Here is a 20445-nt window from a genome sequence, read left to right on the forward strand (position 1 = left end):
CGGGGGAAGAGCGGCCGGGACGGCCGCGGGGTCAGCCGCTCGACGAGGCGGGCCGCGCCGAGCCGGCGCAGCGCGTTTCCTTCTGACCCCGCCCCGCCTCAGGCGCCCTTCCAGTACGGGTCCCGGCCGATGAAGCCGAGCAGCCTCGTCTGGACGTCGGCGTCGTCGGGCACCTCGACGCGGGCCCCGTACTGCCCGGAGGAGCGGATCGCCTCCTCCACCTCCTCCATCCCCGCGAGGAGCTCGGCGCAGAGGCCGGGGTCCAGCCGGTCGTCCTGGCCGGTGGCCCTGGCCAGGTCCCAGGTGTGCATGAACACGTCGGCGGTGTAGAACCGGTCGATCGCGGTGTCCAGGGGCAGGGTGCCGATGTGCGGATTGCTCAGTTCGCGCCGCGCGGTCTGCGGGTCGTCCAGGACCGCCTGCACGCCGTCGCAGTGGACCCGCCAGGCTTCGGCCGGGTCCTCGTCCACCGACGGGCCCCGGGGCAGGTCGATGCCGGCGCCGGAGGCCAGGAACCCCGGGAACCACTCGGTCAGGTGGCGGACGACGTCGCGGGCGGACCATTCGGCGACCGGGGACGGCGCGTCCCAGGACCGGGTGCCGCGGACCCGTTCGGTGAACAGCCCGGCGACCTGGCGGTGCCGTTCGGCCGGGCGATCAGACAGCGTCATCGCGGAGCAGCCTCTCCAGCTTGGCGTAGCCCTCGTTGACACCGGTCTCCATGCCGCTGCGCAGCCAGGCGTCGCGGCCCTCGAAGCTGTCGACCAGCGACTGCGCCCGGAGCCGGGTGCGCCCTTCGCCCAGGTCCTCGAACCACAGCGTTTCCAGCGCGACCCCGTCAGGGTCGTCCTCGTAGGTGAAGGTCTGCACGATGCGGTCCGGCCGCACCTCGTGGAAGGTGCCGCGGAACCAGTACTCCGTGCCGTCCAGAACCGAGACGTACCGCCAGCTCCCGCCGGTGCGCGCGTCCCAGTGGTCGATCCGGGTGTCGGTGCCCTCGGGCCCCACCCACCGGGCGAAGAGCCCGGGATCGGTGTGGGCGCGGAACAGCTGCTCGGGCGTCGCCGCGAAGTCACGCGTCATCCGGATGACCGGCAACTTCGGGTCGGCCTCGATGGCCGCCTCGGTGATCTTCGTCATCTTCGTCCTCCTTCATCTGCGCCAGGACGGCGTCGAGGCGGCGGTAGCGCCGCTCGGCGCGGGCCCGGTGGCGTTCGATCCAGGTGTCCATCAGGTCGAGGGCCCCGACCTCCAGCCGCACCGGCCGGGGCTGCGGCCCCCGCGGCCGGCTGACGAGCCCGGCGTCCTCCAGGACCCGCAGGTGCTTGTAGACGGCCTGCAGCGTCATCCGGTACGGCTCGGCGAGCTGGCTCGCGGTCGCGTCGCCCTCGGTGAGCCGGGCGACCATGTCGCGCCGGGTCGGGTCCGCGAGGGCGGCGAAGACCCGGGACAGCGTGTCCTCGGTCATCGCCCTCCCGTTTCAACCTGTTAGTTGAAACGACGGTAGGCCGTGGGCTTCCCGGCTGTCAACTATTCGGTTGAAAGAGCTGGTCGCGACCTTGTTTTGCGGTCGGTCACGTGTCCCACCGGTGTTCCCCCGGGGGGCGGACCGAATCCGGCACGCGCGACCGGACGTCTGGAACGCGCCGCTGCGGTAAGGATTGGGGCATGGTGGACGCGCAGCGGGCGATGATCGCGGACGAGCTCGAAATGCGGGGCTCGCCCCTGTGCGACTGCGCGCGGCACGGGCCCGCGTTCAGCCGGGCCACCGGGGCGGCGATCGCGCACCACTGCGGCTGCGCGGCCGTGCGGGCATCGGCCCTGGCCCGCCGCGCCGCGTCCGCCACCCGGCACGCGCGCGAGTGCGGCTGCGACCAGGCCGACCGGGAGGCCGCGCTGTACTGGGAGAAGGAGTTCGCCGCCCGCCGCCCCGGCGGTCACGTACCGGGCTCGGGCGCCTGCTGACCCGCGTCGCCGGCCCCGGCCGCCGCGTGGCGGGGCAAGGGGGCCGGTCGAGCGGCCGCAGCGGCGCCGGCCTCAGACGGCGAGCAGGCGTTTGACCTCGTCGCCGCGCAGGTCGTCGGCTGTTCCGGAGTGCCGGACGACGCCGCCGTCGAGGATCGCGAACGTGTCGGCCAGGCGGAGGGCCAGGTCGAGGTACTGCTCGACGAGCAGGACGGCGAGGTCGTGCTCCTTGTGCAGCCGTTCGACGGCCTCCTCGATCTCCAGGATGATCGAGGGCTGGATGCCCTCGGTGGGCTCGTCCAGGATCAGGAGCCGCGGCCGGGTCACCAGGGCACGGGCGATCGCCAGCTGCTGCTGCTGCCCGCCCGACAGGAACCCCGCCCGGCGCTGCAGCAGCCCGGTCAGCCGGGGGAACACCGCCAGGGCGTCGTCGACGGCCCCGCGATCGCGCCCGCCCATCGCCTCCTGCGTCACCTGGAGGTTCTCCCAGACCGTCAGCTGCGGGAACGTCTCATGGCCCTGCGGCACGTAGCCCATGCCCGATCTGACCCGCTGGAAGGTGCTCGTCCGCGTGACGTCGGCGCCGTCGAAGACGACCGTGCCCGCCGTCGGGGCCAGCAGGCCCATGATCGTGTTGAGCAGGGTGGTCTTCCCCGCGCCGTTGCGGCCCATGACGCACGTCAGCTCGCCCGGACGCACCGTCAGATCCACGCCGAACAGCACGCGGGAGCGGCCGTAGGCGGTCTCCAGCCCGCTCACCCGCAGCATCACGTCCGCCATGTCGCCTCCCCGTTCTTCGCGCGGCGCCTCCCCGTTCGTGCGGCGGGTCACCGGGCCTCCCCGTTCGCGGATCGGCCGAGATAGACCTCCTGGACCCGGGGATCGTGCTGCACCGTGGCGACGTCCCCTTCCACCAGGACGGCGCCCTCGTGCAGAACCGTCACCTGCGACGCGTACCGCCGCAGGAACTCCATGTCGTGCTCGACGACGATGACGGTGTGGTCCCTGGCGATCTCGGTGAGCAGTTCGCCGGTCCGCTCGCGCTCCGCCCGGCTCATGCCCGCCACCGGTTCGTCGAGGAGCAGCAGCCGGGGCCCCTGCGCGATCAGCATGCCGATCTCCAGCCACTGCCGCTGGCCGTGCGAGAGCACCCTCGCGGGCCGGTCCGCCAGGTCCGCCAGCCCGGTCCGCTCCAGTGCGGCCGCCACGACGCCGGACACCCCGCGCCGCCGCCGCAGGAGGGTGACCAGCGGGCGGCGGAAGCTCGCGGCGAGGTCGATGTTCTCCACGACGGTGAGCGCCTCGAAGACCACGGACGTCTGGAACGTCCGGCCGATGCCGAGCCGCACGATCCGGTGTTCCGGGCGCCCGACGAGGGACGTGCCGGCGAAGGTCACCGACCCCTTCGACGGCCGGGTCAACCCGGTCACGACGTCGAGCAGGGTGGTCTTGCCGGCCCCGTTGGGGCCTATCAGGAAGCGCAGCTCCCCCCGCTCCACGGTGAGGTCGATGCCGTCGACGGCCTTGAACCCGTTGAAGACGACCTCCAGGCCGCGGATCTCCAGCAGCGCGGGAGTCCGGGCCCCGGAGGCGAGGACCTGCCCGCCGGCCGGTTCGGTATGGATGTTCACGCGGTGGCCGCCTCCTTCGGTTCGGCCGCGTCCGCCGCGGCGGCCGGTCCCGGGCGCGCGCCCGGCCGCCGGCGCGCGATCGCGTCGCCGGCCTGCCGGACGGCGCCGGCGATGCCCCCGGGCACCAGGACGATGACGAGGATGAACAGCAGGCCCTGCAGGTAGACCCAGCCGCTCGGGTACTGCTCGCTGAAGGCGGTGTGCGCCCAGTTGAGCAGCACGCCGCCGAGGACGGCGCCCGCCAGCGAGTACCGCCCGCCGATCGCCACCGCCACCACGAGCTCGATCGACGGGACGACCCCGAGCAGCGAGGGCGAGATGATGCCGACCACCGGCACGTAGAGCGCGCCGGCGATGCCCGCCATGGCCGCCGAGACGGCGAACGCGACGGTCTTGACCGCGGCGGCGTCGTAACCGAGGAACCGGACCCGGTCCTCCCCGTCCCGGACCGCGACGAGCAGCCTCCCGAAGCGGCTCCTGACCAGCTGGCGGGCCAGCAGGTAGAGCGCGCCCAGCACGAGGGCCACCACGAAGTAGAAGACGCGCTTGCTGCCGTCGTCCTCGGGGTCGCGGCCGAAGACGTCGTAGAAGTGGGTGAGCCCGTTGGTGCCGCCCGTGAGGCCCTGTCGGCCCACCAGCCAGATCACGAACGCGGCGGCGAGCGCCTGGCTGAGAATCGCGAAGTAGGCGCCCCGCACCCGCTGCCGGAAGATCAGGTAACCGAGCAGCGCGGCGGTGGCCGCCGGGACGAGCACGGCGGCGGCGATGGCGAACACCGGGCTGGCGAACGGCTTCCACAGCAGCGGCAGCTCCTCGACCCCGCTCCACACCATGAAGTCGGGAAGGTTGCCCGGCCCGGCGTCGTGGAGCTTGAGGTACATGGCCATCGAATAGCCGCCCAGCCCGAAGAACACGCCCTGGCCGAGCGTGAGCATCCCGCCCTGTCCCCAGGCGAGCCCGATGCCGAGCGCGGCGATGGCGAAGCACAGGTACTTCGTGAGCAGGCCCAGCCGGAACGGGTCCAGCGCGGCCGGCGCGACCGCGAGGACCAGCAGCGCCACGACGGCGAACAGCGCGACTCCGCGCCACCGGGCGGTCATGTCAGCGCCCGGCTGCGGAGGACGAACATGCCCTGCGGGCGCGCCTGCAGGAACGCCACGGTCGCCACGAAGACGATCACCTTGGCCAGGCTCGCGTCGGTCCAGAACTCCGCGTAGGAGTTGATCAGGCCGAGGACCAGCGCGGCGGCGACGGCCCCGCGCAGCCGGCCGAGACCGCCCGCGACCACGACCAGGAAGGCGTCGACGATGTAGTAGGTGCCGAGGTTGGGGCCGACCGGGCCGATCAGCGTCAGCGCGACGCCGGCGATCCCGGCGAGGCCGGAGCCGATGAAGAACGTCAGCCGGTCCACCCGCCGGCTGTCGACGCCGCTGCACTCGGCGAGCTGGCGGTTCTGCATCACGGCCCGCATCCGCCGGCCCTGCCGGGTCCGGTTCTGGTAGGCCCATATCGCGAGCACCGACAGCGCCGCGACGGCGAGGATGAACAGCCGGGTGTAGGGCACCTGCGAGCCGAACATCGGTATGCCGCCGCTCAGCCAGCCGGGGGCGCGGACCTGGACGTTGGGCGCCCCGAAGACGTCCCGTGCGAGCTGCTGGAGGACGAGGCCGACTCCCCAGGTGAGGAGCAGCGTGTCGAGCGGGCGTCCGTAGAAGCGGCGGATCGCCGCCCGCTCCAGGACCAGGCCCATCGCGCCGGCCGTCAGGAAGGCGGCGGGCAGGGCCGCCACGACCGCCTGGCTCCCGGCCCAGTCCTGCAGCACGTAGGCGGTGTAGGCGCCCGCCATGATGAACTCGCCGTGCGCCATGTTGATCACCCCCATCTGGCCGAACGTGAACGTCAGGCCCAGTGCCGCCAGCAGCAGCACGGCGGCGATGCTGAGGCCGATCGGCAACTGGCTGAGCAGGGCTTCCATGTGCCTCCTCGATGCCGGGTCTGCGGGCGGGGTCCCCGGCCGGGCCGGTCCCGGCCGGGGACGGAGCGGATCAGGACAGGCCCGCGGCCCACGGGTAGCTCTTGAGGTACGGGTCCGGCGCGATGGGCTTGCCGGAGTTCCAGGACTCCTTGATCGTCCCGTCGGGCTGGACGACGCCGATGCGGGCCGTCTTGTGCATGTGGTGGTTGCCGCCGTCGATCGTCACCTTGCCCTCGGGCAGTTCGAGGGAGATGCCGCCCGCCGCCTTCTTCACCGCCTCGGGCTCGGTGGTACCGGCCTTCTCGACCGCGGCCGCCCACAGCTTGACGGCGTTGTAGCCGGCCTCCATCGGGTCCGAGGTCACCTTGTCCGCGCCGTACTTGGCCTTGAACGCCTTCACGAACGCCTCGTTCGTCTTGCCCGGGGTGGTCATGTAGTAGTTCCACGCCACGAGGTGGCCCGCGATGTTGTCCACCCCGATGCCTTTGACCTCCTCCTCGGCGATGCTCACGGACATCACCGGAAGCGAGGACGCGGTGGCGCCGACGCTTTTGAGCTGCTTGAAGAACGCGACGTTGCTGTCACCGTTGAGGGTGTTGAACACCGCGTCGGGTTTCGCCTGCATGATCTTGTTGACGAGCGTGCCGTACTCCGTCGACCCCAGCGGGGTGTACTCCTCTCCGGCGATGGTCATGCCGTTGGCGGCGGCATACGCTTTGATCACCTTGTTCGCGGTACGCGGGAATACGTAGTCGCTGCCGACGAGGAAGAGGTCCTTCTTTCCCTGCTGCTTGAGATAGTCCAGCGCCGGGACGATCTGCTGATTGGTCGTGGCCCCGGTGTAATAGATGTAGGGCGAGCTTTCCAGTCCTTCGTATTGCACGGGGTACCAGAGCAGGGCCTTGTTGCGCTCGAAGACGGGCAGCATCGCCTTGCGGCTGGCCGAGGTCCACCCGCCGAACACCGCGGCGACCTTGTCCCTGCGGATGAGTTTCTGCGCCTTCTCGGCAAAGGTGGGCCAGTCGGAGGCGCCGTCCTCGACGACCGGTTCGAGTTGCTTCCCGAGGACGCCGCCGGCGGCGTTGACCTCGTCGATCGCCATCAGCTCGGCGTTCTTGACCGTGACCTCGCTGATGGCCATGGTCCCGCTCAGCGAATGGAGAACGCCGACCTTGACGGTGTTCCCGGCGGGCGAGGCGGCGCCGCCGTCCGTGCCGGGCCCACCGCCGCACGCGGTCAGCGCCAGCAGTGCCGCGGTCGCCAGCGAGCCGAGCCCCAGCAGAGATTTTCCGTGCACGTACCACTCCTTGCGGACAGGCCCCGAAATCTTTGTTCGCCGCGTACAGAATTGCGTCCCCTTGTTTCCGGTGGCAGTTCGGAAACGTTAAGGCGGTGTTAATCGGGCCGCCCGGTATTCGCGGCGGGTTTCAGTGGGCACCGGTAACTCCAGAAATGGTCGGCCAGGTGAACCGCGGGCGCGTCCTCGCGGGCCGGGTCAATGGAAACCCTGTGCTGTATCCCCCGTGATTCCGGCCTGTTTCCGGCCGGTGAACACGGGTTCACCTCCGCCGCCGCGGTCAGGTGCGGGCGCGTTCCTCGCCCTGGCGGAGCCGCCGGCGGAGCGTCGCCGAGTCGGGCGCGAGCGCGGTGACCAGCACGCCGGGGCCGGCGAGCGGCATGACCGCGATCCCGTCGGCCGCGTACGGCTCCACGGCCAGCCCGTGCCCGACGAGCAGCACGTTCCCGGTGCAGCGTGCGTCGCCCAGGACGGCGCCGCTCGTGCGGAGGGCGCGGTCGGGCAGCCGCAGCTCGTTCCGCAGCAGGGGCCGGCCGCCGACGGTGACGTCGACGCGGCCGCTGTACCGGCCGGCGGGCTCGCCGTGCCGGCCCAGGACGAGTTCCTCACGCCAGCGGAGCGTGGCCCCGGACTCCAGGGCGAGGTCGGTGACGGCGCGATGGCGGCACCCCGCCGCGGCGACCGCCGGCTCCAGGGCGAGGTCGAGGTGTGCCCCGTCCGCGACCGTCGCCCGGATGCGGGTCGTGGACTCGCCCCGGCCCGGGAGCAGCAGGGTGCTCGCGACCGAGCGCACCGCGAGGGCGGCGCCCGCCGCGACCTCCAGGTCGAGGTTCAGCTCGTCGCCCCCGAGGGGCCCCGCCGCGGCCCCGACCAGGTGGACGGCGTCCGGCGTGGCGCGGAGCGCGTACGGCCCGTCCGAGCGCAGCCGCGTCAGCCGGACCCGCCCGGCGCCGTCACGCTCGGCGCGCACGGCGGCATGCGCCGTGTAGTGCCGGGTCACGGAGCCCCGGTGGGCGGTGCCGTGCCCGCGGAGGCCGGCGCCGCCCCGGCCCCCCGGTGCTCGGCGAGGACGGACCGGACCCAGCCGGCGATCTCCGGGGCGCCGGGGTGCTCGCGCAGCGAACTGAAGATCACCGGCCTGCCGCCGCGGACCCGCGCGGCGTCGCGGTCCATGACCCCCAGATCGGCGCCGACGAGCGGGGCCAGGTCGGTCTTGTTGACGACGAGCAGATCCGCTCCGCTCACCCCGGGACCGCCCTTGCGGGGGACCTTGTCGCCGCCCGAGACGTCGAGGACGAAGATCTGCCGGTCGGCGAGGCCCCGGCTGAAGGTCGCGGTCAGGTTGTCGCCGCCGCTCTCCACGATGATCAGGTCGAGCCGGCCGTGCCGCCGCTCCAGCGCCTCCACGGCGTCCAGGTTGGCGGAGATGTCGTCGCGGATGGCCGTGTGCGGACAGCACCCGGTGCGGACGGCGGTGATGCGGTCGTCCGGCAGCACCGCGTTCCCGCGCAGGAAGTCGGCGTCCTCGGTCGTGTAGATGTCGTTGGTCACCACGGCAAGGTCGAGCTCGCGGCCGAGCGTCCGGCACAGCGCCGCCACCAGGGCGGTCTTGCCGCTGCCGACCGGTCCGCCGACGCCCAGCCGCAGCGGGCGCCCGCGGGCGGGGGCCGCCGGGTGCGGATCCTGGAGGTGATCGTGGTTCGTGCCCATCGGGATCCTCTCGTCACGACTCGAACAGGCGCGGGTCCGCCCGCAGGTGCAGCTCGGCGAAGACGTCGAGCGCGGGCGCCGACGCGGCCGGGGCCGCCGCGGGGTCGCCGGCCGCGAAGCTGGCGGCCTCGGCGGCGACGGCGTCCACCTGCGGGGCCAGCCCGGCGAGCGCGCGGTGCACGGCAAGCGGGTCCAGGGCGAGCAGGCGCACGGCCGCCGACGCGGGACCGGTGACCGCCCCGTACGCGCCGATCGAGGCCGCGGCCGCGGGCGTGCCGCCGGCCCCGGCGACGGCGGCGCCGAGGACGAGCGGGTGGTGCGGCGCCGGGAAGGCCGCGAGCGCGTCGAGCGCCGGGTGCGGCGCCGCGGTGCGGACGGCGCGCAGCAGCGATCTGCCCTGGGACCGGGAGGCCCGCCGCTGCGCGGGGGACGGCATCCTGGCGTCGGCCTCGGCGTCGAGCACCGCCCAGCCGCCGTCCCGCGCGTGGTCGGCCGCCGTGCGGGCGGTGCGGGCGCAGGCGGCGGCGGAGAGGGCGGCCGTGACGAGACCGGTCGTCGCGAGGCGCCCGCGCAGGAAGCTCACGAGCGTCTCCACGTCGGTGACCGCGCCCGCCGCCGCCGCGGGCTCCAGGCCGCCCGAGTGCGCGTGGCCGCCCGCCGGCAGCCGGGAGTCGGCCAGGAGCAGCAGCGGCGCGGGCAGGACCATCAGAACAGGAAGTAGCGCTGGGCCATCGGCAGTTCCGTCGCGGGGGCGGGCTCGACCTCGTCGCCGTCGATGGACACGGTGAACGTGTCCGGGTCGACCTCGATGCGCGGCAGCGCGTCGTTGAGGAGCATGTCCCGCTTGCCGACCCCGCGGGTGTCCTTGACCGGGACCAGTTCGCGGCGTACGGCCAGCCGGTCGGCGATGCCCCCGTCGAGGGCGGCGGGGGACACGAAGTGCACGGACGTGCTCGCGGCGGTGAGCGGGGCGGCCCCGAACATGGGGCGCGGCAGGACCGGCTGCGGCGTGGGGATCGAGGCGTTGGCGTCGCCCATCGTCGCCCAGGCGATCATCCCGCCCTTCAGCACCACCTGGGGGCGGACGCCGAAGTAGGCCGGGTGCCACAGCACCAGGTCGGCGAGCTTGCCCGGCTCCACGGAGCCGACCTCGGCGTCGAGCCCGTGCGCGATCGCCGGATTGATCGTGTACTTGGCGACGTAGCGGCGGGCCCGCAGGTTGTCGGCCGGGTCGCCGGGGCCGTCCAGCGGGCCGCGGCGGACCTTCATCACGTGCGCGGTCTGCCAGGTGCGCAGCACGGTCTCACCGATCCGCCCCATGGCCTGCGAGTCCGAACCGATCATCGAGATGGCGCCGAGGTCGTGCAGGACGTCCTCGGCGGCCATGGTCGTGGGCCGGATGCGCGACTCGGCGAACGCCAGGTCCTCGGGCACCGACGGGTCGAGGTGGTGGCACACCATCAGCATGTCGAGGTGCTCGTCGAGGGTGTTGATGGTGTGCGGCCGGGTCGGGTTGGTCGACGAGGGCAGCACGTTGGGGTGCCTGGCGATGGTGATGATGTCGGGCGCGTGGCCGCCCCCCGCGCCCTCGGTGTGGTAGGCGTGCACCGAGCGGCCGCCGATGGCGGCGAGCGTCGACTCGACGTACCCGGCCTCGTTGAGGGTGTCGGAGTGCAGCGCGGCCTGGACGCCGGACGCGTCGGCGACGCGCAGGCAGGCGTCGATGGCCGCCGGGGTGGAACCCCAGTCCTCGTGGAGCTTGAAGCCCGCCGCTCCGGCGCGCAGCTGCTCCCACAGGGCCTCCTCGCCGACCGTGTTGCCCTTGCCGAGCAGCGCGACGTTCACCGGCCAGGTGTCGAGCGACTCCAGCATCCGCCCCAGGTACCAGGCTCCCGTCACGGTGGTGGCCTTGGACCCCTCGGCCGGGCCGGTGCCGCCGCCGATGACGGTGGTGACCCCGGAGCCGAGCGCCTCCTCCAGCAGTTGCGGGCAGATGAGGTGGACGTGGGAGTCCACGGCGCCCGCCGTCAGGATGCGGCCGTTGCCGGCGAGGACCTCGGTGGAGGGCCCGATGACGAGGTCCGGGTGGACGCCGTCCATCGTGTCGGGGTTGCCGGCCTTGCCGAGCGCGACGATCCTGCCGTCGCGGACTCCGACGTCGGCCTTCACGACGCCCCAGTGGTCGAGGACCACGGCGCCGGTGATCACCAGGTCCAGGGCGCCCTCGGCGCGGGTGGCGCGCGCCTGCCCCATCGACTCCCGGATCACCTTCCCGCCGCCGAAGACCACCTCGTCGCCGGCCCCCGCGCCGCGGCTGCGGTCCTCGGTGACCTCGACGAACAGGTCGGTGTCGGCCAGCCGGACCCGGTCCCCGGCGGTGGGGCCGTACAGCCGGGCGTACCGGGCCCGCGACAGCTCAGCCATCCAGCGCACCCGCCTGCTCCGCCCGGAGCCCCGGCACCACCCGCCGCCCGGCCAGCGGCACCAGGTCGACCTCCCGGGTCAGCCCGGGCTCGAAGCGCACCGCGGTGCCGGCCGGGACGTCCAGCCGGTGCCCCCAGGCGGCGGCGCGGTCGAACTCCAGCGCCGGGTTCGCCACCGCGAAGTGGTAGTGGGAGCCGACCTGGACGGGCCGGTCTCCGGTGTTGTCGACGGTGACGCGGACGCGCGCGCGTCCGGGGTTGAGCACGACCGGCGGGCCGTCCGCCGGCACGACCTCGCCGGGGACGAGCGGACGCGCTGTCACGGGATCGGCCTGTGCACGGTGACGAGCTTCGTGCCGTCGGGGAACGTCGCCTCCATCTGCACCGAGTCGAGCATCTCCGGGACGCCCTCCATGACGTCCTCCCGGGTCAGCACCGCGCGGCCGGACTCCATCAGCTCCGCGACCGAGCGCCCGTCCCGGGCGCCCTCCAGCACGTGGACCGCGATGACGGCGGTCGCCTCCGGCTGGTTCAGCCGCAGGCCGCGGCCGCGGCGCTCGCGGGCGACCGACGCCGCGACATGCAGGAGCAGGCGCTCCTGCTCGTGTGGGCTGATCAACACGCTCGGCACATTACCGGCGGGAAAAGGGCGCGAGCGGAATCCGGCGCGGATTTAACGGCGAGTTAACGCCGCGCCGCCCTTTCGGTGACGAGGTCAGCCGCCGACCGGGGCGGGGGTGATGCGGTCCCACGCGTCCATCGCGAGCATGACGATGGACGCCGGGAACAGGCCGTGCTCCTCGTGGTCGATGTGCTCGCGCAGCTTCCCCAGGGCGCCGAGCACGGCGGGCCAGTCCGGGTCCCGGCGGTCGATCGCCCCGAGCACGGCGTGGATCTCGTCGTGCTCGGCGCAGAGCCGCGCCACCTCCTCGGCCAGCGAGCCCTCGGCGCGCAGCTCCGCGAAGAGGCCGCTCTCCTCGGTGGCGGTGTGCGGCACCAGCAGGTCCAGGAGCTCGTCCAGAAGCGGCACGGCGTCGTCGTACCGGCCCTGGCCGATGGCCCGCCGCAGTTCACCGGAGGTCTCCTCGATCTCCAGGTGCTCCCGGGACAGCCGCCCGAGCAGCGGGAATTCCCGGCAACCGCAGTAATTGCACATGGCGTCCCCTCGGTGGCGTTCATCGGTCGCTTTCATGATCTCCGGTGGAAGGGCCGCACCATAGGGAACAGGGTCGGGCAGGACCGGGACCTTCGTCCTCAGTGGGGTTCGCAGTGGGAGACGGCCAGGGCGGTCAGCGTCCGGGCGGCGGTGGCCACTTCGTTCAGGGACACGTGCTCGTCGGGGGCGTGCATCTGGGCGACATCGCCTGGGCCGTACTGGACGGTCGGGATGCCGCCCAGGCCGGTGAGGAGGCGCAGGTCGCTGCCGTAGGGGGCGCCCCAGACGGCGGGCGCCTCGCCCGTGACGCCGGTGTGGGCCCTGGTGAGGTTTTCCAGCAGCCCGTTGTCGCGGTGGGGGAGGCGGCAGGAGGCGAAGCGGCCGCCCCACCACTCGACCTCGACGGGGTGGCGGGACAGCCAGTCGTCGGAGGCGCAGACGTTCGCGACCGTTCGTTCGAGGGCGTGGCGGGCGGCGTGCTCGGGCTCGTCCAGGGCGACGCCGATCCTGCCCTCGGCGACCAGGTCGTCCGGGACGGTGGAGGACCAGTCGCCGGCGTGGACGGTGCCGATCTCGATCGCGTAGGGGAGCCTCCAGCGTGCCATCAGGGGGTCGGGGCCGGTGTTGCGGCGCCGTTCCAGGTCGCGGAGCGCGGTGAAGACCGGCAGGAACAGCTCCACCGCGCTCACGCCGGTGTCGCGGCGTGCCGCGTGGGCGGCCCGGCCGCGGATCCGGAGCCGGAACGTCAGCGCCCCGGCGTTGGCCGGGACGACGCCGAGGCCGGTCGGCTCGGGGATGACGCAGGCGTCGGCCCGCCAGCCGCGGTTCAGCAGGGCGTAGCCGCCGAGGCCGCCGTCCTCCTCGCCGGGGACGCAGGCGATCAGCACGTCGCCGCGCAGCCGCGTCCGGCGCAGGGCCCGCACCGCGAACAGCGCGGCGACCAGGCCGCCCTTCATGTCGCAGGCGCCGCGTCCGTAGAGGCGGCCGCCCTCGATACGGCCGCTGAACGGGTCGCCGGTCCAGGCGGCCGGGTCGCCCGGCGGCACGACGTCGACATGGCAGGTCAGCAGCAGGGAGCGGCCGCCGCCGGTGCCGGGGAGGCGGCCGACCACGCCCCACGCCTCGGTGCGCGCGGCCTCCATGCCGGGGAAGTCCTCCTCGGCGGCCAGGGCGTCGACGGGGATGGGCCAGTGGTCGACGTTGAGGCCCTCGGCCCGCAGCCACGCGGCGAGCCGTTCCTGGATCCCGGTCTCCGCCGGGGAGCCGCCGACGCTGGGGATGCGGACCAGTTCGGCGAGGAGGCCGGCCATCGCGGGGTCCGGCCCTTCCGCGGCCGCCCGGGTCATGGGCGGTCGGTGAGGTAGTCGCCCATCTTGCGGAAGTACTCGGTGGCGGGCAGGTCGGTGCCGTCCTCGGTGCGGACGCGTTCGATGAGCAGGCCGTGGCTGCGGCCGCGGCGGGCCTCCGCCCCGGCGACGATGACCACGCCGTCGCCCTCGCGGATGAAGACGCGGCCGGGGGTGCCCCCGTAGACGCCCCGGGAGACCGACGCCTTCAGGACGCGGACCCGTTCGCCCTTGTAGTGGGTGAAGGCGTTGGGGTACGGGTCGCACTGCGCGCGGACGAGGCGCTCGATGTCCTCGGCGGGCCAGGTCCAGTCGATGCGGCTGTCCTCGATGGAGCGCTTGTGGAAGAAGCTGGCCTTCGCGCGGTCCTGCGGCGTGAAGTCGGTGCGGCCGGACGCGATGAAGTCCAGCGACTCGGCGACGATCGGGCCGATGAGGTCGACGGTGCGGTGGAACAGGTCGGCGGCGGTGTCGGACGGGCCGACCGGGACGGCCCGCTGCACGACGATGTCGCCGGCGTCCAGTTCCTCGTTCATCATGTGCGCGGTGACGCCGACCTCCTCCTCGCCGTTGATGAGCGCCCAGATGATCGGGGAGAAGCCGGCGTAGGCGGGCAGCAGCGAGTCGTGGACGTTGAGCGTGCCGCGCCGGGGGAGGCCGAAGATCTGCGGCGGTATCCAGGTGCGCCAGTTGTTGGCGACGATGAGGTCGGGGTCGGCCTCCTTCAGGCGGCTCATCAGCTCCTCGTCGTCGGGGCGGTTGCGCAGCAGGACCGGCACGCCGTGCTCGGCGGCCAGGTCGGCGACCGAGTCGTCCCAGATCTTCTCGTATGCGTGGTCGCTCTTGGGATGCGTGACGACCAGGACGACCTCGTGATCCGACTCCAGCAGTGCCCGCAGCGTGCGGTGTCCCCAGGTCTGGTAGCCGAACATCACGACCCGCATATGGCCTCCTTGTGCCGTCGATCGAGGAAGGTTAGGCTCACCTTCATTAGGTAAACCTAACCTAAATCATGTGCCGGATCAGGGGAAGCCGACGACCCGCGCGATATGTGCCGGATCACAGGCCGCCGCTGACCCGGCGCAGGTATGCCCGGCCCAGTCCCGTCCCCCAGGAAAGGCCCGTACATGCTCCCCTCGGACACGCATGTCCACGATCTCGTCGGCATCGGCTTCGGCCCCTCGAACCTCGCGCTCGCGATCGCGCTGCGGGAGCGGCAGGCCCGGCACGGCGAGGCGGTCGACGCGGTGTTCCTGGAGAAACAGCCGCGATTCGGCTGGCACCGCGGAATGCTCATCGAGGGCACGACCATGCAGGTGTCCTTTCTGAAGGACCTGGTCACCCTGCGCAATCCGGCGAGCGGATTCGGCTTCCTCAGCTACCTGCAGGACCGCGGCCGGCTCCCCGACTTCATCAACCACAAGACGATGTTCCCCTCGCGGGCGGAATTCCACGACTACCTGGACTGGGCCGCGTCCGCCTTCGATGACCAGGTCGAATACGGTTCCGAGGTGGTCGGCGTCACACCGGTCGTGTCCGGCGGAGTCGTCGAGTACCTCGACGTGGTCGTCCGGCAGGGCGGCCGCTCGGACGAGCTCACCACGCGGCGCACCCGCAACCTGGTCGTCGCGGCCGGCCTGGAGCCGGTGCTGCCCGAGGGCACGGTGGCCGGCGACCGCATCTGGCACAGCGAGGAACTGCTCGACCGCGCGCCCGGCCTGCGCGACCCCCGGCGGCTGCTGGTGGTGGGCGCCGGGCAGAGCGCGGCGGAGGTCACCGACTACCTGCACCGCACGTTCACCGGCGCCGAGGTGTGCGCGGTCTTCGCCAAGTACGGCTACACGCCCGCCGACGACAGCTCCTTCGCCAACCGCGTCTTCGACCCCCAGGCGGTCGACCACTTCTTCACGGCCCCCGAGGAGGTGAAGCGGACGCTGATGGGATACCACCGCTCCACCAACTACTCGGTGGTCGACCTGGAGCTCATCGACGAGCTCTACCGGCGGCACTACCAGGAGAAGGTGGCGGGGAAGGAGCGGCTGCGCATCCTCAACGCCTCCCGGATCGTGGACGTCGCCGCCGACGGCGCCGGGGTGCGGGCCTCGGTGGAGTTCCTGCCGACCGGGGAGCGCGTCGTGCTGGACGCCGACGCGCTCGTCTACGCGACCGGGTACCGGCCGTGCGACCCGCTGACCCTGCTGGGCGAGGCGGGGGAGTACTGCCCGCGGCTTCCCTCCGGCGGCGTGCACATGGAACGCGACTACAGCGTCGGCACGAGCGCGGCGATGAAGTGCGGCATCTACCTGCAGGGCGCCACCGAGCACACGCACGGCATCGGCTCCACGCTGCTGTCCAACACCGCCGTCCGCGCCGGGGAGATCGCCGACTCGGTCGCCGGGCGCGTGCGGGCCCGTTCCCGCGACCCGTACGCCGTGCGCCGCTGACGGCAAAGGCCGGGGGCCGGAATCCACGGGGCCGGGGCCGGGAACCCGGGGGCCGGGAACCGGTCAGGCGGTCTCCCGGCCGCCGGCCCGCCGGTCCCCGTGGTGGCGTCCCATCGGGATGATCAGGGGGGTGCCGCTGACCGGGTCGGTGGCGACCTGGCAGCGGAGCCCGAAGACGTCCTCGACCAGCTCGGCGTCGACGGCCTCGCCGGGCGGCCCCTCGGCCACGATCGCGCCGGACTTCATCACGATGACGTGGTCGGCGTACCGGCACGCCTGGTTCAGGTCGTGCAGCACCATGACCACGGTGCGGCCCTCGCGCCGGTTCAGGTCGACGACCAGGTCGAGCACGTCGACCTGGTGGGCGAGGTCCAGGTACGTGGTCGGCTCGTCCAGCAGCAGGATGGGGGTGCCCTGGGCCACGGCCATCGCGATCCAGGCCCGCTGCCGCTGGCCGCCGGACAGCTCGTCGACCGGGCGGTCGGCGTACTCCAGCGTCCCGGTCGCGCGCAGCGCCGCGGTCACCGCGTCCTCGTCGGCGGACGACCACTGCCGCCACCACGTCTGGTGCGGGGCGCGGCCCTGGCCGACCAGGTCCACGACCGTCAGCCCCTCCGGCGCCACCGGCGCCTGCGGCAGGATGCCGAGGCGCCGCGCGACCTGACGGGTGGGCATCGCGTGGATGGACCGCCCGTCCAGGTGCACCGTGCCGCCGCGCGGCGCCAGCAGCCGGGCCAGCGCGCGCAGCAGCGTCGACTTGCCGCACGCGTTCGCGCCGATGATCGCGCTGATCTTCCCGGGCGGGACGACGAGGTCCAGGTCCTCGACCACCACGCGGTCGTCGTAGGCCAGCCGGAGCCCGCTCGCCCGGAGCTCCGGCCCGGCCGGCTCCGCCGCGCCCGCCGGGGCGGTGAGGTGGGGGGACGATGTTCGTGTCACGGGTTCAGCCTCCAGAGCCGATGCGGTTGGCGCGGGCGAGCAGCCAGAGCAGGAACGGCGCGCCGAGCACGCCGGTGATGACGCCGACCGGCAGCCCCAGGTCGGGGAACAGCCGCTGCCCGAGCAGGTCGCAGCCGAGGACGGCCAGCGCGCCGGTGACCGCGGAGGCGGTCAGCGGCGGCCGGGCGGTGCCGGCGAGCCGCAGCGCGATCTGCGGCGCGGCCAGCGCCACGAACGCGACCGGGCCGGCCGCCGCGGTGGCGAACGCGACGAGGCCGACGGCCGCGCACAGCAGCGCCAGCCGCGCCCGCTGCACCGGGACGCCGAGCCCGCCCGCCACCTGGTCGCCGAGGTGCAGCGCGCTTAGCCAGGGGCTGAGCAGCAGCACGAGCGGCACGAGCACCGCCAGCGCGAGGACGAGCGGGCGGGCGCTCTCCCAGCCCCGGCCGTTCAGGTTGCCGACGAGCCATCCCACGGCCTCCTGTGCCTGGTAGACCTTCGCCCGGACGATGAGGTACTGGGTGGCGCTGACGCACACCCAGTTCACGCCGATGCCGACGAGGACGATGCGGAAGCCGGTGGTGCCGCGCTTCCAGGCCAGCACGTAGATGAGCACGGCGGTGAGCAGCGCCCCCGTCAGGCCCAGCGTCTGGGTGCCGAGGCCCGCGCCGAGGCCGAGCACGATGCCGCCGACCACGGCGACGCCCGCGCCCTGCGTGATGCCCAGCATGTCCGGGCTGGCGAGCGGGTTGCGGGTCAGGGTCTGGAAGATCGCGCCGGACACGCCGAAGGCGGCGCCGGCGAGCATCCCGGCCAGGGCCCGCGGCAGCCGGAACTCCTGGACGATGAGCCTGGCGCCCGGGTCGCCGCCGCCCCACAGCGCAGGCACCGCCTCCGTCACGGGCAGCGGGAACTCGCCGGTGGTCAGGCTCACGCACAGGACGGCGAAGGTCGCGCAGGCCAGGACCGCGCACGTCACCAGCAGCCGGGGGCGCACGACCGCCGACACGGGCGGCCGGGCGAGCCGTACCGCGGTGCGTCCGCCGAGCCGGGAGACCTCGATCACGCTCGTGTTCCCCCGTCCGGGCCGGTGCGTCTGCTGGTCGTGGTGCGCGCGCCGGTCCGGCGGCCGCTCACGGGCGGCGCTCACAGCTCGGCGAGGCGGCGACGGCGGATCAGGGCGATGAAGAACGGCGCGCCGAGGAACGCGGCGACGATGCCGACGTCGATCTCCTGGGGCCGGGCCACGACCCGTCCGATGATGTCGGCGGCCAGGAGCAGGCAGGGGGCCAGCAGCGCGGTCAGCGGGACGAGCCAGCGCTGGTCCGGCCCGCTGACGGCGCGCACGGCGTGCGGGACGACCAGCCCGATGAAGACGATGGGCCCCGCGACCGCGACGGCCGCCCCGGTGAGCAGCATCACCGAGAGCGCGCCCCGCATGCGGATCCGCCCCAGCCGCCGGCCCAGCGCGGCGGCGACGTCGTCGCCGAGGGCGATGTTGTTCAGCGCGGGGGTGATGCTCAGCGCCAGGATCGCGCCGCCCGCCAGGAACGGCAGGACCTGCAGGATCGTCGCGGTCTCCTGCCCGGCCAGCGAGCCGGACGCCCAGTAGCGGTAACGGTTGAGCACCTGCGGGTCGATCAGCGAGACGCCGCGGGTGACCGACTCCAGCATGAACGTGACGGCGATCCCGGCGAGCGCCAGCTTGACCGGCGTCTGGCCGCCGCGGCCGAGCCCGCCCACGACGTACACAACGACGCTCGCGGCCAGGGCGCCGGCGAAGGCGAACCAGACGTAGCCGTACAGCGAGGTCATGCCCATGACCCCGACGGCGAGCATCAGCGCGAAGGCGGCGCCCGCGCTGACGCCGAGCAGGCCGGGGTCGGCCAGCGGGTTGCGGGTCAGCGCCTGCATGACCGCGCCGGCGACCCCGAGCGCGGACCCGGCGAGGACGCCGAGGAGGGTGCGGGGGACGCGCACGTCCCACACGATGCGGCCGATCTGGGTGTCGTGCGGCCCGGTGAGGACGGCGAGGACCTGGCCGAGGGGGATCTGGCGGCTGCCCACCGCGATCGACAGCGCGCACAGGAGCGCGAGGAGGCAGAGCGCCCCCGCCAGTAACAGGAGCCGGTGGACCCGTGACCGCCCGAAGCCGGCGCCGGACCGCGCGCCGTGGCCGCCGGGGCGGGTGGCGTCCGGGACGTCCGGGGACGCCTTCCGCTCGGCTCGTTCGGCGGCCACCGGGCCGGGCGACCGGGTGTCTTCCGTCACGTGGATCACAACCTGTCCGGTATGGGCCGGTCGCGGCCCGGCATCGGGAGCGCGGTTAGGTGAGCCATACCTTATCGGTTCCGGGGAACCTTGTGCTTAGGTAAGGCTTACCTTAGCATCGCAGCGGTGCCGGGCTCCGCACGAGTTCCCCCTGCCCGGCCGTTCCCCGAACCCCCGACATCTGAAGGGCAGCCGATGTCCCCCACATCGCGAACGCCGGCCGATAGGTCGCTCCCCGGGAAGATCACCATGGCCCTGGTGACCGTCCTGCTCCTGACGCTGGGCCTCGCGGCCTGCGGTGGCGAGGAGACGGACTCGGGCGGCGACGGCAAGGCCGCCGCCGGGGCCGGTTTCCCGGTGCGCGTCCAGCACAAGTACGGGACGACCGAGATCAAGGCGGCGCCCGAGCGGGTGGTGACCGTCGGGATGACCGACCAGGACGCGGTGCTGGCACTGGGCGTCAAGCCCGTCGGGGTCGTGGAGTTCACCGGGCTCGGCCTGGGCGTCGCCGAGTACCCCTGGAGCGCGCAGCAGTGGCAGGGCACCGAGCCCGAGGTCGTCGGGCAGCGCGAGGACCTGGAGTTCGAGAAGATCGCCGCGCTCCGCCCCGACCTGATCATCGGCCTCTACACGGGGATCACGAAGGCGGACCACGACAAGCTCTCCAAGATCGCTCCCACCGTCGCGCAGTCCGCCGACCACGCCGACTACGCGATGCCGTGGCAGGAGATGACGCTGGTCACCGGGCGCGCGCTCGGCAAGGAGGCGGAGGCCGAGGAGGTCGTCGCCGGGGTCGAGCGCGGCTTCGCCGAGGCGCGTGAGAAGAACCCGTCGCTCGCCGGCAAGACGTTCGCGGTCGCCGACCCGTTCAAGCCGGGCCAGTACGCCGTCTTCGGGCCGACCGACCCCAAGGTGGAGTTCATGAAGAGCCTCGGCATGACCGTCCCGGACCCGGTCGCCAAGGCGGCCGGCAAGGAGCAGGCGGCCGTCATCGGCTCCGAGCGGCTGGACATGGTCGACGTCGACCGGCTGATCTTCCTGACGTCCGTGCCGAACGCCGAGCAGACCGTCGAGAAGGACGACGTCTACACCGGCCTGAAGGTGGCCGAGGAGGACCGCGCCGTCTTCGTGCCGTACAACCCGACCGGCGCGGCGGTCTCCTTCAACACCGTGCTGAGCATCCCGTACGCGATCGGCCAGATGGTGCCGCTGCTCACCAAGGCGGGCTGACGCCCCCACGGAAGGACCACCGGACGACACCGCACGTGCGGACCGGGCCGGGCGACGG

General features: G+C 73.2%; 23 protein-coding genes. 3 read left to right on the forward strand and 20 right to left on the reverse strand.

Annotated elements, in window-relative coordinates:
• Nucleotides 1-98: 98 nt before the first annotated feature.
• From E1289_RS08025 to E1289_RS08035, 3 genes are read right to left on the reverse strand one after another with little or no spacing between them, the layout of a single operon-like run.
• The gene (locus E1289_RS08025) at nucleotides 99-671 is read right to left on the reverse strand and encodes a TIGR03086 family metal-binding protein (RefSeq protein ID WP_131976906.1); all 573 of its coding nucleotides are present in this window, start codon (nucleotides 669-671) and stop codon (nucleotides 99-101) included.
• Nucleotides 658-1140: an SRPBCC family protein gene (locus E1289_RS08030; protein ID WP_131976908.1), complete on the reverse strand. Its 483-nt coding sequence runs from the start codon at nucleotides 1138-1140 to the stop codon at nucleotides 658-660. Before E1289_RS08030 ends, E1289_RS08025 begins: the two co-directional genes overlap by 14 nt.
• Nucleotides 1073-1468, reverse strand: a complete 396-nt coding sequence (locus E1289_RS08035) for a metalloregulator ArsR/SmtB family transcription factor (RefSeq protein ID WP_131976910.1) — start codon at nucleotides 1466-1468, stop codon at nucleotides 1073-1075. The genes E1289_RS08030 and E1289_RS08035 overlap by 68 nt, the downstream gene beginning before the upstream one ends.
• A 200-nt stretch (nucleotides 1469-1668) precedes the next feature.
• On the opposite strand from E1289_RS08035, the gene E1289_RS08040 reads away from it, so the two are divergent.
• On the forward strand, nucleotides 1669-1965 hold the full coding sequence (locus tag E1289_RS08040) for a hypothetical protein (RefSeq protein WP_131976912.1): 297 nt from the start codon (nucleotides 1669-1671) through the stop codon (nucleotides 1963-1965).
• Nucleotides 1966-2037: 72 nt separating this feature from the next.
• Here the strand turns inward: E1289_RS08040 and urtE are convergent, their stop codons facing one another.
• From urtE to E1289_RS08110, 14 genes are all read right to left on the reverse strand, one after another.
• Complete coding sequence (gene urtE, locus E1289_RS08045) at nucleotides 2038-2733, reverse strand: urea ABC transporter ATP-binding subunit UrtE (RefSeq protein WP_131976977.1); 696 nt, start codon at nucleotides 2731-2733, stop codon at nucleotides 2038-2040.
• A gap of 59 nt (nucleotides 2734-2792) precedes the next feature.
• Entirely contained in the window at nucleotides 2793-3590 is a 798-nt protein-coding gene (gene urtD / locus E1289_RS08050) for an urea ABC transporter ATP-binding protein UrtD (protein ID WP_243712694.1), read from the reverse strand.
• Between the two features lie 2 nt (nucleotides 3591-3592).
• Nucleotides 3593-4696: an urea ABC transporter permease subunit UrtC gene (urtC, locus tag E1289_RS08055; RefSeq protein WP_131976914.1), complete on the reverse strand. Its 1104-nt coding sequence runs from the start codon at nucleotides 4694-4696 to the stop codon at nucleotides 3593-3595.
• Nucleotides 4693-5571, reverse strand: a complete 879-nt coding sequence (urtB, locus tag E1289_RS08060; protein WP_131976916.1) for an urea ABC transporter permease subunit UrtB — start codon at nucleotides 5569-5571, stop codon at nucleotides 4693-4695. Before urtB ends, urtC begins: the two co-directional genes overlap by 4 nt.
• Before the next feature lie 70 nt (nucleotides 5572-5641).
• Entirely contained in the window at nucleotides 5642-6811 is a 1170-nt protein-coding gene (gene urtA, locus E1289_RS08065) for an urea ABC transporter substrate-binding protein (protein ID WP_243712695.1), read from the reverse strand.
• Between the two features lie 337 nt (nucleotides 6812-7148).
• The gene (locus E1289_RS08070; RefSeq protein ID WP_131976921.1) at nucleotides 7149-7868 is read right to left on the reverse strand and encodes an urease accessory protein UreD; all 720 of its coding nucleotides are present in this window, start codon (nucleotides 7866-7868) and stop codon (nucleotides 7149-7151) included.
• Complete coding sequence (ureG, locus tag E1289_RS08075; protein WP_131976923.1) at nucleotides 7865-8578, reverse strand: urease accessory protein UreG; 714 nt, start codon at nucleotides 8576-8578, stop codon at nucleotides 7865-7867. Before ureG ends, E1289_RS08070 begins: the two co-directional genes overlap by 4 nt.
• A gap of 13 nt (nucleotides 8579-8591) precedes the next feature.
• A complete protein-coding gene (locus tag E1289_RS08080) occupies nucleotides 8592-9284 on the reverse strand; it encodes an urease accessory UreF family protein (RefSeq protein WP_131976925.1) in 693 nt (230 codons plus the stop codon).
• Nucleotides 9284-11002 (reverse strand): urease subunit alpha, encoded by a 1719-nt coding sequence (locus tag E1289_RS08085; protein ID WP_131976927.1) that lies wholly within the window; start codon nucleotides 11000-11002, stop codon nucleotides 9284-9286. Before E1289_RS08085 ends, E1289_RS08080 begins: the two co-directional genes overlap by 1 nt.
• On the reverse strand, nucleotides 10995-11324 hold the full coding sequence (locus E1289_RS08090) for an urease subunit beta (RefSeq protein ID WP_131976929.1): 330 nt from the start codon (nucleotides 11322-11324) through the stop codon (nucleotides 10995-10997). The genes E1289_RS08085 and E1289_RS08090 overlap by 8 nt, the downstream gene beginning before the upstream one ends.
• A complete protein-coding gene (locus E1289_RS08095) occupies nucleotides 11321-11623 on the reverse strand; it encodes an urease subunit gamma (RefSeq protein ID WP_131976931.1) in 303 nt (100 codons plus the stop codon). The genes E1289_RS08090 and E1289_RS08095 overlap by 4 nt, the downstream gene beginning before the upstream one ends.
• A 93-nt stretch (nucleotides 11624-11716) precedes the next feature.
• The gene (locus E1289_RS08100) at nucleotides 11717-12193 is read right to left on the reverse strand and encodes a hemerythrin domain-containing protein (RefSeq protein WP_243712687.1); all 477 of its coding nucleotides are present in this window, start codon (nucleotides 12191-12193) and stop codon (nucleotides 11717-11719) included.
• Nucleotides 12194-12255: 62 nt separating this feature from the next.
• Nucleotides 12256-13503 (reverse strand): ArgE/DapE family deacylase, encoded by a 1248-nt coding sequence (locus E1289_RS08105; protein WP_131976933.1) that lies wholly within the window; start codon nucleotides 13501-13503, stop codon nucleotides 12256-12258.
• Nucleotides 13500-14447: a methionyl-tRNA formyltransferase gene (locus tag E1289_RS08110; RefSeq protein WP_131976935.1), complete on the reverse strand. Its 948-nt coding sequence runs from the start codon at nucleotides 14445-14447 to the stop codon at nucleotides 13500-13502. The genes E1289_RS08105 and E1289_RS08110 overlap by 4 nt, the downstream gene beginning before the upstream one ends.
• Nucleotides 14448-14630: 183 nt before the next feature.
• Here E1289_RS08110 and E1289_RS08115 point away from each other — a divergent pair, with 183 nt between their 5' ends.
• Nucleotides 14631-15947, forward strand: a complete 1317-nt coding sequence (locus E1289_RS08115) for a lysine N(6)-hydroxylase/L-ornithine N(5)-oxygenase family protein (RefSeq protein ID WP_131976937.1) — start codon at nucleotides 14631-14633, stop codon at nucleotides 15945-15947.
• Between the two features lie 63 nt (nucleotides 15948-16010).
• Here E1289_RS08115 and E1289_RS08120 read toward each other — a convergent pair whose 3' ends face one another.
• From E1289_RS08120 to E1289_RS08130, 3 genes are all read right to left on the reverse strand, one after another.
• Nucleotides 16011-16799 carry an ABC transporter ATP-binding protein gene (locus E1289_RS08120; protein WP_243712696.1) on the reverse strand — a complete coding sequence of 263 codons (789 nt, stop codon included), beginning with the start codon at nucleotides 16797-16799 and terminating at the stop codon, nucleotides 16011-16013.
• Nucleotides 16800-16890: 91 nt separating this feature from the next.
• Complete coding sequence (locus tag E1289_RS08125; RefSeq protein ID WP_243712688.1) at nucleotides 16891-18036, reverse strand: iron chelate uptake ABC transporter family permease subunit; 1146 nt, start codon at nucleotides 18034-18036, stop codon at nucleotides 16891-16893.
• Nucleotides 18033-19157: an iron chelate uptake ABC transporter family permease subunit gene (locus E1289_RS08130; RefSeq protein ID WP_243712689.1), complete on the reverse strand. Its 1125-nt coding sequence runs from the start codon at nucleotides 19155-19157 to the stop codon at nucleotides 18033-18035. The genes E1289_RS08125 and E1289_RS08130 overlap by 4 nt, the downstream gene beginning before the upstream one ends.
• 258 nt (nucleotides 19158-19415) lie before the next feature.
• Here E1289_RS08130 and E1289_RS08135 point away from each other — a divergent pair, with 258 nt between their 5' ends.
• Entirely contained in the window at nucleotides 19416-20387 is a 972-nt protein-coding gene (locus tag E1289_RS08135) for an iron-siderophore ABC transporter substrate-binding protein (protein WP_207928858.1), read from the forward strand.
• Nucleotides 20388-20445 lie beyond the last annotated feature (58 nt).

Origin of the sequence: Actinomadura sp. 6K520 (assembly GCF_004349245.1) — a bacterium.
Lineage (GTDB): Bacteria > Actinomycetota > Actinomycetes > Streptosporangiales > Streptosporangiaceae > Spirillospora.